Raw genomic sequence first — 15,436 nt, forward strand, 5'->3', positions numbered from 1 at the left:
GACAAAACCTACTTTTCAAACCACCTTGTGAAGGAATGTTATAGGCCTTGTCTCGGCATGCTTATCAACTATCTTTCCCCACACCCGTCATGCCCGCTATTCCATTCGACAACACCTACGCCCGACTCCCGGAGCGTTTTTATGTGAAACAGGAGCCTGCCCGGGTTCCCGGGGCCGGGTTGGTCAAGGTGAACGGCAAACTGGCGGAACAACTCGGCATCGATGCCGACTGGCTTGTATCACCAGAGGGGGTGGCCATGCTGGCAGGCAACAGCCTGCCAGACGGAGCCGAGCCGCTTGCCCAGGCTTACGCCGGCCATCAATTCGGCGGTTTTGTGCCGCAGCTTGGTGACGGTCGGGCGCTTTTGTTAGGCGAGGTGATCGACACCACAGGCCAGCGCCGTGATATCCAGCTGAAGGGGTCGGGGCGGACGCCTTTTTCAAGAAACGGCGACGGCAAATCGGCACTCGGTCCCGTGATCAGGGAGTATATCGTCAGTGAGGCCATGCACGCACTGGGCGTGCCCACCACACGCGCACTTGGCGCGGTGACCACGGGCGAGGGGGTGCTCCGACAGGAGGGGCCGCTGCCGGGCGGGGTGTTTACCAGGGTGGCGGCGAGCCATATCCGCGTCGGGACCTTCCAATACTTTGCCGCCCGGCGCGATACGGAGGCGGTGCGTGCCCTGGCCGACTACGCCATTGCCCGGCACTACCCCGAGTGCCTGTGCACGGCTGATCCAGCTCCACCCTACGCCGCCTTTTTAAAATCGATGCTTCAGGCGCAGGCAAAACTGGTGGCACAGTGGATGTCGCTTGGTTTTATCCACGGCGTGATGAACACGGATAACACTTCCGTTTCGGGTGAAACCATCGACTATGGACCGTGTGCCTTCATGGATGTTTTCCATCCCCAGTGTGTGTTCAGTTCAATTGACCGGCAGGCACGTTACGCCTGGGGGAACCAGCCTAACATCGCGTTGTGGAATCTGACGCGACTGGCAGAAACACTCCTGCCGTTGCTTGATGAAAAGGAAGACCAAGCCATGGCGGTTGCCGAAGACGTGCTCTCCGGGTTTTCAGCGTATTTTGCCGATCAATACATGACCCGGTTCCGCGCTAAATTCGGCCTGACAACCACCAGCAACGATGATGTCATCCAGCTTGGGTTGTCATTGATCGCCAACCAGCAAGTGGATTTCACTCTCTTTTTCCGACTCCTGACAAACACCGTCAACAATGGCGACTCCGATTACTTGTCTGCTTTGTTTCCTGACAAAGAGGCATTCAAAAACTGGTTCAAGCAATGGCAGGGTGCTGTCGATGCAGACAAAGGTCTGCAAGCCATGCAAGCAGCCAACCCCATCCTGATCCCGCGCAACCACCGGGTCGAACAAGCGATCCAAGGCGCTTATGCGGGTGACTACGCGCCGTTCCACCGATTGACCGGGGCCCTGGAAAACCCTTACCAAGAGCAAGCGCAATACGCCGATCTTGAGGCTCCCCCCAAAGCCTGCGAAATCGTCACCGAGACATTCTGCGGCACTTAGATTCGTTAGACACCGGTGCGCGCACTGACCGTGTGCGAGTGGGCGAAGAACTGCTCCATACGGCGGTGCATGTCGTCGTAGAAACCCTTTTTCATCGCTTCAAGCATCTGACGTTTCTCGGGACCGGCGTATCCGAACTCCTCTTCCTCGGCTAACATCTTTTCGTGGAAAGCACGCTCGAGCTCGATCATGGAGTCGAGGAAGGCGCGGGCGGCACGCGAGTGCTCGACACCATCGACCAGGGCGTTTTCCAGCGTCTTGTTGCGGGTCACGGCGATGAGGTTGCCATCACCAAGCTCTTTCATGTAGCGGTGGTGGCTTTTGATGAAGGCGGCGTGGTCACTGTCAAACTGCACCTCGTCGCGATCTAACAATTTATCATAAGGCCCTGCCTTGCAGAAAAACTTCACCATCAGCGGGATGGTATCGACGAGCATGAACAAAGCTGTTAGTATCCAGTAGGTGGTGAAGGCAAACTTCCCTCCCTTTTCCCCTTGTTGGAAAAGGTGGTGCAGTGCCAGCGTCTGAGTGAGGATGTCGCGGCGGGTGTCGTTGGCGATGGCTGTGATCGTGGCCCGCTCGTCGGCACCGGTGGCGGCCAGCTCGCCCTGCATGCGTTTGAGTTCGACGAGCATGGAGTCGATTTGCTCCTTGATGGTGGTGCGGATCTGGTTTTGCTGTTCGACAAACTGGTCGGCCTGGTCCGCCTGCACTTTACGGCGCAGGGCGGCGACCCGTGCCTCTTCAACGGCGGCGATGGCGCGCTCGGCCTCGAGTTTTTTCTCAAAGGCTGCGATGGCCGTGGCCTTGGATTCCGCGATGCTTGCGAGCAGGGCGCTTTTTTCCTCGGAGAGGCTTTTGAGCATCACCCCAAGCCGGGCCGCCTCGGTGCGTCGCCACGCCAACTGGTCGTCGCGGATACTTCGCGCCCGTGGACCCAGCCCGCGGATGCCGCTGCGCTGGCCGTTCACCTCTTTTTCAAACTGCTCCTGCCAGAACGCCTGCTCCTGTTGGATCTTGGTGTACTGCGGGGTGAGGGTTGCGATCTCGGTGTCGATGGACTCAACACGGGTGGTAAAAGTCTGGGTGGCCTCGTCGATGGAGGTTTTCAGTCGGGCCTGTTGCTCAGGTGTCAGCCCAGCAAATTCCTCATCAGCCTGTTTATCCTGGGCGACGAGGAACTTGGCGTTAAAGCTGTCGTTCCATTTCTCCCTCTGCTTGGCGATCGCCGCCTCCTGGGTGCGGATTTCCGCGAGCTGGGTGTCCTTTTCCTTTTTAAACGACTCCTTGGTCCGCTCGATCTGAGCCGACCGGGCCTCCTCGATCACACCGCTCACTGTGTCCTGGAAGAGCAGCAGCACCAGCGGGTGGGCGATGGTCAGGCCCATCAGCATGGCGACCACAAAACGGAGTGCGAACTGGCCGAGTTTTTTAAACGGCGAGAGAAACGGGCGGTAACTCGCGAGCAGGGCGCGATCAATGGTCATGATGATAAACGACCAGACGGCGGCGACGGGAAAAACCACCCAGTTGTTCTGCGTGAGGGTGGAGAGGGCGTAGGCGCAGGCGATGAAGGCGAACGCACAGGGCACCAGCACGGTTGCGCCGAAGGCGACGTACTTGCGTTGCTCCCAGTTCGGGCACTGCTCCAGGGTTTCGGTTCCCGCTCCCGAGAGCCAGAAAAACACGCGCTTCCAAACCGAGCTTTTTCGAGGATTCATTAACCTTACGCTACGGTGCTTTTTTCTCACCTCTTGCAGGATCTTTTTTAGTTCATGTTTCCTTATTAACCAGGCGACCTAAACCCAGATTCAAACTTGATTTAAATCCTGGATGTGATTGGTTACACCTAGTTATGAAACAGTATGGCACGGGCGTTTTTCTGGTGCTCATTTTCACCCTGGCAGCCTGTCACAAACGTGAGAAGGCCAGCTCGTCAGATCCGGCCGGCCCAGCCGTCAAGGTCGAGCTCGGCAAGGTCGTGGCAATGGATGCACCCACCTACGAGTCCGTGGTCGGCACCGTCCGCCCCCGGCACGAGGCGACAGTGGCCGCCGACATCTCGGGTCGTATCCTCGAGTTTCTCGCGGTCAGTGGCCAGAGTGTCAAAAAGGACGAGGTCATCGCACGCATTGACGCCTCCGAGCTGGAGGCCTCGCTCGCCCGGGCGGAGGCTTCCCTGGATCATGCCACACGCGAACTGGCGCGACAGGTCAAGCTGCTGGATAGCCAGGTGACCAGTCGGGCGAAGTATGAACAAGCCGAGTCCACCGAGCGTATCGCGAGGGCAAACCTGGGTTTGATCAAAGCCTCGCTGGCGAAGACGGTGGTCAAAGCTCCGTTCTCAGGCACCGTCACCCGTAAACTCGCCGATGCCGGTGACCTCGCCACCCCTGGGCGCGCCTTGTTTCAAATCGAAGATCCCGCGTCACTCCGACTTGAAGCCGCCGTCGCGGAGTCGATTGCCGGGACGCTGGAAACGGGCCAGACGATCGCCGTCGAGGTCGCCGCCGCCAACCTGACCTCCCCAGGTAAAATCGGTGAGCTGGAGCCCTCCGCCGATCACGCATCACGGACCTTTCTCGTGAAAATCGACCTAACTGCATCCGCCGCGCTGAAATCCGGTATGTATGGCAAGGCGATGATCCCGACGGGAAAAAGCCGCCTGCTCCTCATGCCGGCAAGCGCCGTGGCGCGGCGCGGACAGATGGAGGCTGTTTTTGTCAACGACCATGGAGTGGCAAGGCTTCGGCTGGTCCGCACCGTGCCCTACCGGAACGACCAGTGCTCGATCCTCTCCGGCCTCGCCGCTGGCGACCAGGTGGTGCTCCATCCGCCTGCCGACCTCCGTGACGGCTCCACCCTCACCACCCGATAACATCATGGCTAAGTCCGGTCATTCGTCTTCGCCTACTAACGAGCAGGAACCCAGTGGGCTGCCAAAGCCCAGCGGACAGCCAAAGCCCAGCGGACAGCCAAAGCCCAGCGGGCTGGCGGGCAGGTTGGCAGCGATGTTTATCGATTCCAAACTCACCCCGCTGATCATCATCGGCTCGGTGTTGTTAGGTGTTTTTGCCGTCCTCCTGCTCCCGCGCGAGGAAGAACCCCAGATCAAGGTCCCGATGATCGATGTGATGGTGTCGATGCCCGGCGCCACCGCCAGTGAAGTGGCCGACCGGGTCAGCCGACCCATGGAGAAGCTGCTCTGGGAAATTGACGGTGTCGAATACATCTACAGCACCTCGACACCTGGGGAGAGCCTGGTCGTGGTCCGGTTTCTGGTCGGCTACGACGTCGAGTCCGCGCTGCTGCAGTTGAACCAGAAACTGGCGCAAAATGCCGACATCATTCCGCCCGGTGTCACCAAGCCCTTGATCAAGGCCCGGTCGATTGATGACGTGCCCATCCTCGCGCTGACCATCCATTCCAGCGAGCTTGGTGCGGTGATGCTGCGCCGTCTTGCCGCGGAGATCGAGGATCGGATCAAGGCGGTTCCCGATGTCGCGGAAACCACGATCATCGGGGGAGAAAAACGCAGGGTGCAGGTCGATCTCGACCCCTCGCGTCTGGCGGCACGCGGGTTCGCCATCGCGGATATTGCACCCATCATCCATCAGGCCAACCGGGAAACCAGTGCCGGCACCCTGACACAAAACGGTATGGAGATCCTGATCGAGACCGATGGTTTCCTGCGCTCCGCTGAGGACGTCGGCGACCTCGTGATTGGTGCCCGCAACCAACGCCCCGTCTACTTGCGTGATGTCGCGACGATCCACGACGGGATTGGCGACCGCAGCACCTTTGTGCTGCACACCGATGTCGCCAACCAAGGCACACCCGAGGAAGCCGTCACCCTCACCGTGGCCAAGCGACCGGGGACCAACGCCGTCACCGTGGCCGGGGCGGTGCTCGCCCGTATGGAATCCATGCAGGGGAGCCTCATCCCCGACAATGTCGATGTTACCATCACCCGGCACTATGGCGACACAGCAAAGGAAAAATCCAATGAGCTCCTGTTCCACATGGGGATTGCGGTGTTCAGCGTCAGCCTGTTGATTTTGCTGACCCTGGGCTGGAGGGAGTCGTTTGTGGTGGCCGTGGCCATCCCCTCGACCCTCGCACTAACACTTCTCGTTTTCTACCTATACGGATTCACCCTGAACCGGATCACCTTGTTTGCTCTGATTTTCTCCATCGGCATCCTGGTGGACGACGCCATCGTGGTGGTGGAAAACATCGTGCGCCACTACCGGCTGCCCGAAAACAAAGGCCGGACCCGTTTTCCCGTTGCGGTGGAGGCTGTCATCGAAGTTGGAAACCCGACCATCCTCGCCACCTGGGCGGTGATTGCCGCGATTCTTCCGATGGCCTTTGTCGGTGGACTGATGGGGCCCTACATGCGGCCGATCCCGATCGGTGCCAGCTCGGCGATGCTGTTCTCTTTGCTGATCGCCTTCATCGTCACGCCATGGGCGGGTGTTAGGCTACTCAAAGCGACGGGTCATGGAGCTAAAACAGAGGGCAAAGAAGACCTCTTCACCCGGTCCTATCGTTGGTTCATGGATCACCTGCTGCATCGTTTCTGGGCACGCTGGGGGTTTTTAATCATCACGGTCATCCTTCTGTTAGCCAGCATGGCCTGCGTCGGAATCGGCTGGGTGAAGGTGAAAATGCTACCCTTTGACAACAAAAGCGAGTTCCAGGTGGTGCTCAACATGCCGGAGGGTAGCAGCCTGGAATCCACGACCAATGTGGCACGCGATCTCGCCACTGCCATTGCCGGGGAGCCCGAAGTGATCGATACCCAAATCTATGCCGGCACGTCGGGGCCGTATAACTTTAACGGCCTGGTCCGTCACTACTTCCTGCGCAGCGGCTCACGCTACGCTGACATCCAGGTGAACCTGTTACCCAAACACGACCGGGACGCTCAGAGCCATGATATCGCCAAACGGGTCCGCCCCCGACTCGCCGCCATCGCGAGAAAACACGGTGCGGCCGTGGCCGTCGCGGAGGTGCCCCCCGGCCCACCGGTCATGCAGACCCTGGTGGCAGAAATCTACGGCCCAACACTGGAGTCACGCGAAAAACTCGCCCGCGAGGTGAGACATATTTTTGAATCCACCGAAGGCGTGGTGGATGTTGATTGGTATCTCGAGGCCCCCCAGCAGCGGGTCAGCTTCAAGGTCGACAAGGAAAAGGCGGCACTTCACGGCATTACCGCGGAAACCATCGCCCAGACCCTCCAGATCGGCACCGGCGGCATGCCGGTCGACCTGATCCACCTCGACGAGGAAAAGGAGCCCGTCGCCATTGTGCTCCAGCTCCCACGCGCCGCGCGCACGTCACCGGAAGACCTGCTGGCACTGAATATACGGTCGGGCGATTCCCACCTGCTGCCGCTTCGCGAGTTGGTGACCCTCGATAAAAAAAGCATCGACCGCGCCATCTACCACAAAAACCTGCTCCCAGTCACCTACGTGATCGGCGACGTGGCCGGCTCGCAGGAAAGCCCGGTCTACCCCATTCTGCAGATGAACAAAAAACTCGCCGCCCTCGACGCGCGTGAGTTTGGCGGTGCCACGGCCACCCTTCCCATCCATAACCTGAAACTCCCGGAATCATCCGACGCCCCGTCGGTAAAATGGGATGGTGAATGGCATATCACCCTGGAGGTCTTCCGCGACCTCGGTGCCGCCTTTGCCGTGGTGCTGGTCATCATCTACATCCTCATGGTCGGGTGGTTCAAAAGTTTTCTAACACCACTGATCGTCATGGCCGCGATCCCCTTCTCCCTGGTCGGCATCCTGCCCGCCCACGGCGCCATGGGGGCCTTTTTCTCCGCCACATCCATGATCGGGTTTATGGCAGGCGCCGGCATCGTGATCCGGAACTCGATCATCCTGGTCGATTTCATCGAACTCCGGCAAAAGGAAGGCATGCTACTCGACCAGGCGGTGATCGACGCCGGCGCGGTCCGTTTCCGCCCCATGCTACTCACCGCCATGGCCGTGGTGGTGGGCGCGGCGGTGATCCTGACCGATCCCATTTTCCAGGGCCTCGCCATCGCCCTGATGGCCGGCGAGATCGCCAGTCTCCTACTCTCCAGAATGGCCGTGCCGGTACTCTATTTCATGGCCTACCGGAAAAAAGGAGAGCGTGGCCGGGTGTAAGTGCCCCCCTGAATCAAACAGCTCACCATCATTTGCCCTACTATATGCCCAACTACTATATGCCAGGCATTTAGTAGTTGATATCCCGTGAAAGTTGTATAACTTGAGCCTATGAAAAGGACACATAGCAAGAAAATACGGGGGTTAAGCGACCTTGGGAAGGTTGACTGCAAGACCGGGCATATGATGGGGGCGGGCGGGCGGATTTATAGATCCTGGTCGGGTGGGCGGTGTAGAATCCTAGGTGGTGACCAGGACGATTACTGCTACCATGTGATGAGCAGGACAACAGGCGGAGATTTCCTGTTCGAGGCGGAGGAGAAGGAGGCGTTCCGCCGTATTATGTGGCGTATGGCGAACTTCTGCGGGGTGAAGGTTTTGACCTATTGTGTGATGGACAACCATTTTCATGTCCTGCTGAGGGTGCCAGACAAGGAAAGCTTCTTGGAACGTTTCAATGATCGCGAGGGTGAGAAGGCGGGTGCCGGGGAGGAGCGGCTTTTACAGCATCTTTCCACCCTCTATAGCAAGGCGTATGTGAGCCGTGTCAGGGAGGAACTGGCCTGGATGCGTGAGCACAAGATGGAGGCTGATGCGGAGAAGTTTCTGGATAAATACCGTCGCCGCTTCTGTGATCTGAGCCTGTTTGTAAAGGAGGTGAAGGAGAGGTTCAGCCGGTGGTATAACAAGAAACACGGCCGCCGGGGCACGCTGTGGATGGACCGCTTCAAGAGTGTGTTAGTGCAGGACGGGGAGGCTTTGCAGACGATGGCCGCTTACATAGACCTGAACCCTGTGAGAGCGGGGATTGTGGAGGATCCCAAGGATTACCGCTGGTGTGGCTATGCGGAGGCAGTGGCCGGCAGCAAGCGGGCACGTCGCGGGCTTTGTCAGGTGATGAACAGGCCTCTGGACAGCTGGACTGATAAAAAACACGACAGTGCTGCGTGGTATCGTTGCTGGCTGATGACGGACGGCGAAGAAGTGAAAGAAGACAAGCTCTATCAGGTGAATGCGAGGAAAGGCATTCCGAAGGAGAAAGTGAAAAAGGAATTGGCACGGCGCGGGAGGTTGTCCCGTTATGAACTGCTGCGTAGCAGGGTGAAGTATTTTACCAGTGGAGCAGTGATCGGGAGTCAGGAGTTCGTCAGCGGAGTGTATGAAAAAAACCGTGGTAAATTTGGTCCCGGTCGACGGCAGGGGGCAAAGCCCTTGGAAAAAAATGTCGGCCCGGACGACAACAAAGCAATGGCAGGGATCTTGTATGTCATCAACGGAGGCCGGGGAGGTGATTAGTTCTAACGAGGAAGCGATGGCTTGCATCCACGGGTCCCCTCTCATTTGCTTTCCACTCTTTGCTTTCATATCCTAACCATTCAAAATCGTGAATATTTTCTGGCTGAAAATCAAATCAAGCCAGCTTCAATAAGCAATCATCCTCATTCGCGTTTTTTCGCGTCCATTCGCGGTTCAAACACCCCTGGCTTGATCGCCTTGCCCTTGACGCGTTACCCGCGTGAGGAGTGGCGGACGAATTTGTCATGGCCCAACCCGCCGAAAACACACACTCAGGGTGATGCCTATTGACCAATGGCCGATGACCAGTTAACCAAAACGCATGCGTATTCTCACCGGTCTCCAGCCCAGCGGCAAACTTCACATCGGCAACTACTTCGGCGCCATGCAGCCTGCGGTTCAACTCCAGGATCAAGGCGACGCGTTTTACTTTATCGCAGACTATCATGCGATGACCAGCATGTCCGATGCCGCCACCCTGCGAGCCAACATCCAAAACCTGGCGATCGATTTCCTCGCCTGTGGTTTGGACCCTGAAAAAGCGACCATTTTCCGGCAGTCGGATATCCCGGAGGTGAACGAGCTGGCGTGGATTCTCTCGACCGTCTGCCCTATGGGACTGCTTGAGCGCGCCCACTCCTACAAAGACAAGATCGCCAAAGGCCTCGACGCCAACCACGCGCTGTTCGCCTACCCCACGCTGATGGCGGCCGATATTTTGCTTTATGACGCGGAGCTGGTTCCGGTTGGCAAGGACCAGAAACAGCACCTCGAGATGACCCGCGACCTCGCCGGCAAGATCAACGACCGCTTTGGCGAAAATACCCTCACCATCCCCGAGGCGCAGATCAAGGAGCACACGGCCGTGGTGCCCGGACTCGATGGGCAGAAAATGTCAAAGAGCTACAACAACACTATCCCGCTCACGGGGGATAAAAAAGCGTTGCGAAAATCGATCATGCGTATCGTCACCGACTCCACCCCGGTCGAGGACCCGAAACCGACCGATGGCTCGACGATTATCGCGCTATATCAACTATTTGCCGATGAGGCCCAGCTTCAGCAAATGATCGCCGACCACGAGGCGGGTGGGTTTGGTTACGGCGACTTCAAGCAGCGTGTCTTCGACGCCTACTGGGAACACTTTGCTCCGGTTAGAGAAAAACGTGAAGAGCTGGAAAACAACCTCGACTACGTACACGAGGTCATCGCCAAGGGAGCTGAGAAAGCGCGGGCCGAGTCGGTCAAGGTGCTCGACCGCGTGCGCAAGGCAGTTGGGCTCAGGTAAAGACGCGGGTTGGAAAAATAAAGTAAGCAGGTGAAGACGTGAGTAAGACGATTAAATCCGCTCGTGGCCTGCTGGTTTTCGGACTGTTCTGGACGGCGTTCAGCTCCATTTTCCTGATCATCGGGCTCAAGACCGGCTATGATGCCCTCAATCGTGCGGCGTGGCCTGAGACTCCCTGCGAGGTGACCAGCTTTGAGGTCGTTGCCAATCCCAACACCGATCCCGCCTTCCAGCCGTCCATCCTGTACACCTACCAGTGGGAGGGAGTCACCCACACGGGCGACCGGGTCTGGGCCGATCAAACCGGGGAAAACGACTACGAAGACCTCGCCGGACTGATCGAACAACACCGCGACGGCAAACTGAAAAGCTGTCACGTCAATCCTGAGTCGCCCGGGGAGTCAGTGCTTTTAGCCGGCTCCGGCGATGCCTGGGGAGGGCTTGTCTTTGCCATCTTTGGCGCCAGCTTTGTCGCGATCGGTATTGGCATGATCATCTTCTCTCGCAAGCAGAAGAAAAATGAAAGCTCCGCCCTGTCATCGCAAAAAAGCAGTGGCGACGCCCCCAGGGCCATCATGATTCCCTTTTTCTCCGCATTTGGCCTGGCCGGACTCGGGGTGCTGGTCTTTGCCGTCATCCCGCAATGGATCAAATACACCGATGCCAAAGGCTGGCGGGAAACACCCGCCGAGGTCATCTGGAGCCGGATACAATCCCACAGCGATGACGATGGCACGACCTACAGTGTGGATATTTTCTACGGCTACGAGTTCGGGGGGAAACAATACAAATCTAACACCATCGGACTCATGTCCGGCAGCTCTAGCGGTCGCGACAGCAAACAGGAAAAGGTCAACCAGCACCCGAAAGGCAAAAAAATCACCTGTTACGTCAATCCCGACAAGCCCTGGCAGGCCTTGCTGGAACGCGACCTCGGCTGGTGGGCACTCTTCGCCCTCTTTCCGATCCCGTTCATCGGTGTCGGCGTCGGCGGACTGTGGTGGATGCTGCGCAAAAAACCCCAGGTAAAAAACCGCGGCCTCAGCCACTCTGCCAACACCCTGCTTGCCAGAAACAACTCCTTCGACTCGCTGCGGCAAACCCCGGACAGCGTGGCCGACTCCCCTGTTTCCGCCCGCCGCACCTTCAGCCCGGGAGGCAAACGCATCGGCTGGTTCTTCGGTGCCATCGCCTTCGCGCTGTTCTGGAACGGTATCACCTCCGTCTTTGTCTGGCAGGCGGTGAAGGCTTGGCAGCGCGGTAATCCGGAGTGGTTTCTCACCATTTTCATCACCCCCTTTGTGCTGATCGGACTCGGCTTCATTGGCCACGTTTTCTACCGCTTCCTCGCTTTGTTCAACCCGTCCCCCAAGCTCACCCTGACACCGGGCGACATCACCCTGGGTGAGCCGGCAAAGCTGGCATGGCGCCTGTCCGGAGGGTCCCATCGCCTGACCCGCTTCGCCATCTACCTGGTGGGTGAAGAGGAGGCCAAGTACCAGCGTGGCACCGACACCGTCACGGAAACCGAGGTCTTCTACGAGCAAGCCCTGATCGACACCCCGGATCCACGCAAGAGCATTTCAGGAGCCGCCGAGATCAGGCTCGATACCGGCACTATGCCTATCATGCCGACATGGAAGTCCAAACACAACCGCATCAAGTGGTCGGTGCACGTCAAAGGTGAAATCTCCGTCTGGCCGGACGTGTCTGACAAGTATGACATCAAGGTCCGTCCATCCGATATCGCCAACTAACAAAACCTCCATCATGCCCGAACCGCTGCACATCCAGGTCGATTACGACAACACCGAGTTCACTCCCGGTGACACCATCTCGGGCACCCTGGCATGGAACAGCCCGGCCGGCACAAAAAACGTTGCGATACGATTGTTCTGGTTCACCAGTGGCAGGGGCACCCAGGACATCGAACTGATCGACGAGCTTACCTGGCCGGTTTCGCCCACGGCACCCTCACAGGGCAGTGAGAAGTTCGCCTTCACCCTGCCCAACGAGCCATACAGCTTTTCAGGCCAAATCATCTCGCTGACCTGGGCGCTTGAGGCGGTGCTGCTACCCGGGGAAACCTCCATCCGCCGCGAGTTCACACTCACACCCAATGGTCGGGAAATCGTGCTGACCAGTCTCGACAACCCGGTGACAGGCGACAAAAAAGCCAGCTGGCTGCGCCGGAAAATGAAGCAAAAACGCAGTGAACGCACGCGATAATCCCTTTGCCACTGATCGAGTCGAGCGACTGCTCGCATTCCGCCCCGAATGGTCGGGGACCGACTGGAATACCATCGACGGGCGATGGAAAAACAACAATCACCGCGGCACACTCACAGGTCGGCATGGCTCGGGTAAAACCACCTTCATTGATGCGTGGAAAAAACGGCTCACCGGACAAGGCGACCACGTCATCTGCTTCTTCCTGAACCGTGACCAACGCGACCTCAGCCCAGGGCATTGGCAACAGTTGGAAAACTGTGCAGACAGCACCGTCATCCTCGATGGTGAAGAGCAGCTCAGCTGGCTGGCGCGACGGAGATTTTATCAACTCACATCACGGACAAGTGGTCTGTTAGTATCACGACACGAGGGTGGGAAACTCCCGGAATTACTTCATTTTGATCCTGATCTGCGTATCCTCCGACTCTGCATCGAGCATCTTGCCGCAGACCACTACCAGCAGCTTTCTCCCCACCTCGTTGATTGGTGGGAGCAGACCCATGGCAACATCCGCGAGGTCCTGTTGAGGTGCTACGACGCAGTCGGGAACCTATGAAACAATACCTCGTTATTCACCAACCAGTTCATTAGCACGCTGCTGGCTTTTTTCCGACAACAGGGTCAGACTGAAAGTCACTTGGCTGCCGTCAGATTTTTTAAGCGTGATCTTGCCGTCCTGAAGGGAAACAAACCTGGCCTGGATAGACTTGCCTCCCTTGGCGCTCTCCCATGATTCAATGGGATACCCGTCAGCAGGAGCTTGTGGCTTTGCTGCTTCAGGACCTCCAGCAGCCATGAGTCGGGCATAGGCCTTGGAGCCCGCTGATAGCTTCTGAAAAGGAATCTTCATCGGTTTTCCTTTGTTGGCTTTGAGTATGAGAAGATTTTTATCCTCTTTGAATTCCACGAACCTGCCAGTGTACATATTACCACTCTTTAAGAGCGGCCATTTCTCAATGGCGTCTTTGGGGCCGCCCTTGACATCACCTGCCAACGCCGCTTTCACCAAGGCATCAACCGTTCTGAATGCCTTCTCATTCTTTGTCTGGGCGTAGCTCATCGCCGCAAACAGCTGTGTCTGGTCCGGTGACGCCACCACCACCTTGGGTATCGTCCTCCCCATGGAGTTGGCATAAAGTCCACCCACAACCACCGGGGAAAGATATTCCATACCATCCTTTTGTTCCGAATCCACATAGACGATCACGGAGTTTTTCTTTAAGCGTTTAAAAGCCTCCAAACTGGAAGCGTTACAAGGGCCTCACGTAGAAGCCTCATCGGTCAGAACAAACGCCAGTGCCTTTTGTTCCTTCTGGGCCTCGGCGACCGCCTCATCCAATTTGCCGGTTCTATAAACGTGACTGGGTATTTTAAAACCAGCCGATGCTCCCGTCATCCCAGCCAGCAACAATCCGAATACCAGTAGATGCCTCATGAATGTCCACTAGCCATATAATCTATCAATGTCAATTTTCGATTGAAAATCATACTGAAATGTCGACGCTGCTTCCTACGTAACAGACACTTACCAACCCTATGAAAATTCTCTCCCTCACCGCATTTGTTATTGGTCTGCTCGCTTCTCCGATTGCGGCAAAACCCAATATCCTGCTCATCTGCATCGATGATCTGAACACGCAACTGCCGGCATACGGACATCAACACATCCGGACACCAAACATCGACCAACTAGCCAGCCAGGGCCGGGTTTTCAAACGCCACTACGTCCAGGCGCCGACCTGTGGTGTTTCCCGCTTCAGTCTGCTCTCCGGACTCTATCCACCCGCCCGGGCAAACAATGACCAGACGAAAAACTACTTCAACCAACCTGACGCCGCCCCCAGTTTACCTCACACGTTCAAAGCCAACGGCTACACCACGGTCTCGATCGGAAAAATCTCCCACTACCCCGGTGGCAACGCCGGCAGGAACTGGAACGACCCCTCGAAACCTGAAATCCCCGGCGCCTGGACCCGGGCCCTGATGCCCTGCGGCCCCTGGAAAACACCCCAGGCGGCCATGCACGGCTACGCCGGGGGCAAACCACGTATCAAGGGGAAAAACCCCGTTGTGGAAACCACCACCCAGTCACCCGCCTACCCCGACGACCTCATCGCCGCCAATGCCCTCACCGAGCTCGACCAGCTCAGCAAGTCCGGCAAACCGTGGCTACTGGCGGTCGGGTTCATCAAACCCCATCTCCCGTTCACCGCACCCAGGCGTTTTCTCGATCTCTACAAGGATGTCGAGTTTCCTCCCATCCCGTCGCCCCAAAAACCCGTCGGCCCGTCCCTCTGGCACTCCAGTGGCGAGTTTATGAGCTACATCGGTCCCGACCCCCGCAAAGACTCCGACCAGGCGCTCAAGGCACGCAAACACTACGCCGCCTGCACCAGCTACGTGGACGACAATGTGGGAAAACTGCTGGCGGCATTGAAAAAAAATCCGCAGGCCGGCAACACCATCGTGGTTCTCTGGGGCGACCATGGGTTCAGTCTGGGCGAAAAGAAAATCTGGGGCAAACACCACCTCTATCACACCGCGCTTCACTCGCCGCTGATCATCAAAGTGCCACAACAGAAAAACGCCGGCAAGGCCACTGAGGCCGTCGTCGAGACCATCGATATCTACCCGACTCTCTGTCAGGTCGCTGGCATCGCATTACCTTCCCACCTCGATGGCAAATCCCTTGTGCCAACCGTCGACGACCCCTCGGCGGACAGCGACGGCATCGCCAACTCATTCTGGGCCGGCAACAAGTCCACCATCACCCAGGACAGCCACACCATTTTCAAAAAAGGAAAACCCTACCTCAAGTTCGACCTGGCCAAGGATCCGCACGAGCAACACAACCTGATCAAGTGAGTGATGATGATCCAGCCCGCCCACACCGCCGG

At 57.7% G+C, this 15,436-nt stretch carries 12 protein-coding genes; 9 read left to right on the top strand and 3 right to left on the bottom strand.

The genetic code is table 11. The features are described 5' to 3' along the window. Window positions 1-89: 89 nt before the first annotated feature. A complete protein-coding gene (locus H7A51_11360; protein MCP5536812.1) occupies window positions 90-1,550 on the top strand; it encodes a YdiU family protein in 1,461 nt (486 codons plus the stop codon). Between the two features lie 5 nt (window positions 1,551-1,555). On the opposite strand, the gene H7A51_11365 is transcribed toward H7A51_11360, so the two are convergent. Then, window positions 1,556-3,271, bottom strand: coding sequence for a DUF4407 domain-containing protein (locus H7A51_11365; protein ID MCP5536813.1), 1,716 nt, complete (start codon window positions 3,269-3,271; stop codon window positions 1,556-1,558). 134 nt (window positions 3,272-3,405) lie between these two features. Here H7A51_11365 and H7A51_11370 point away from each other — a divergent pair, with 134 nt between their 5' ends. The 7 genes from H7A51_11370 (at window position 3,406) to H7A51_11400 (ending at window position 13,095) form a co-directional block, all read left to right on the top strand. Continuing rightward, window positions 3,406-4,428: an efflux RND transporter periplasmic adaptor subunit gene (locus tag H7A51_11370; GenBank protein ID MCP5536814.1), complete on the top strand. Its 1,023-nt coding sequence runs from the start codon at window positions 3,406-3,408 to the stop codon at window positions 4,426-4,428. 4 nt (window positions 4,429-4,432) lie between these two features. Continuing rightward, window positions 4,433-7,723, top strand: a complete 3,291-nt coding sequence (locus H7A51_11375; protein ID MCP5536815.1) for an efflux RND transporter permease subunit — start codon at window positions 4,433-4,435, stop codon at window positions 7,721-7,723. A 276-nt stretch (window positions 7,724-7,999) separates the two neighbouring features. After that, window positions 8,000-9,019 carry a transposase gene (locus H7A51_11380; GenBank protein MCP5536816.1) on the top strand — a complete coding sequence of 340 codons (1,020 nt, stop codon included), beginning with the start codon at window positions 8,000-8,002 and terminating at the stop codon, window positions 9,017-9,019. A gap of 322 nt (window positions 9,020-9,341) precedes the next feature. After that, window positions 9,342-10,307, top strand: coding sequence for a tryptophan--tRNA ligase (trpS, locus tag H7A51_11385; protein ID MCP5536817.1), 966 nt, complete (start codon window positions 9,342-9,344; stop codon window positions 10,305-10,307). Between the two features lie 38 nt (window positions 10,308-10,345). Beyond that, window positions 10,346-12,064 (top strand): DUF3592 domain-containing protein, encoded by a 1,719-nt coding sequence (locus H7A51_11390; GenBank protein MCP5536818.1) that lies wholly within the window; start codon window positions 10,346-10,348, stop codon window positions 12,062-12,064. Window positions 12,065-12,077: 13 nt separating this feature from the next. After that, the gene (locus H7A51_11395; GenBank protein MCP5536819.1) at window positions 12,078-12,536 is read left to right on the top strand and encodes a hypothetical protein; all 459 of its coding nucleotides are present in this window, start codon (window positions 12,078-12,080) and stop codon (window positions 12,534-12,536) included. After that, window positions 12,520-13,095 carry a hypothetical protein gene (locus tag H7A51_11400; GenBank protein MCP5536820.1) on the top strand — a complete coding sequence of 192 codons (576 nt, stop codon included), beginning with the start codon at window positions 12,520-12,522 and terminating at the stop codon, window positions 13,093-13,095. The genes H7A51_11395 and H7A51_11400 overlap by 17 nt, the downstream gene beginning before the upstream one ends. 12 nt (window positions 13,096-13,107) lie before the next feature. On the opposite strand, the gene H7A51_11405 is transcribed toward H7A51_11400, so the two are convergent. Both H7A51_11405 and H7A51_11410 read right to left on the bottom strand, forming a co-directional pair. Further along, complete coding sequence (locus H7A51_11405; GenBank protein MCP5536821.1) at window positions 13,108-13,710, bottom strand: hypothetical protein; 603 nt, start codon at window positions 13,708-13,710, stop codon at window positions 13,108-13,110. A gap of 90 nt (window positions 13,711-13,800) precedes the next feature. Beyond that, complete coding sequence (locus H7A51_11410; GenBank protein ID MCP5536822.1) at window positions 13,801-13,974, bottom strand: hypothetical protein; 174 nt, start codon at window positions 13,972-13,974, stop codon at window positions 13,801-13,803. Between the two features lie 101 nt (window positions 13,975-14,075). On the opposite strand from H7A51_11410, the gene H7A51_11415 reads away from it, so the two are divergent. Continuing rightward, complete coding sequence (locus H7A51_11415) at window positions 14,076-15,404, top strand: sulfatase (protein MCP5536823.1); 1,329 nt, start codon at window positions 14,076-14,078, stop codon at window positions 15,402-15,404. Window positions 15,405-15,436: the final 32 nt, after the last annotated feature.

The sequence above is a fragment of the Akkermansiaceae bacterium genome (assembly GCA_024233115.1).
Taxonomy (GTDB): Bacteria; Verrucomicrobiota; Verrucomicrobiia; order Verrucomicrobiales; family Akkermansiaceae; genus Oceaniferula.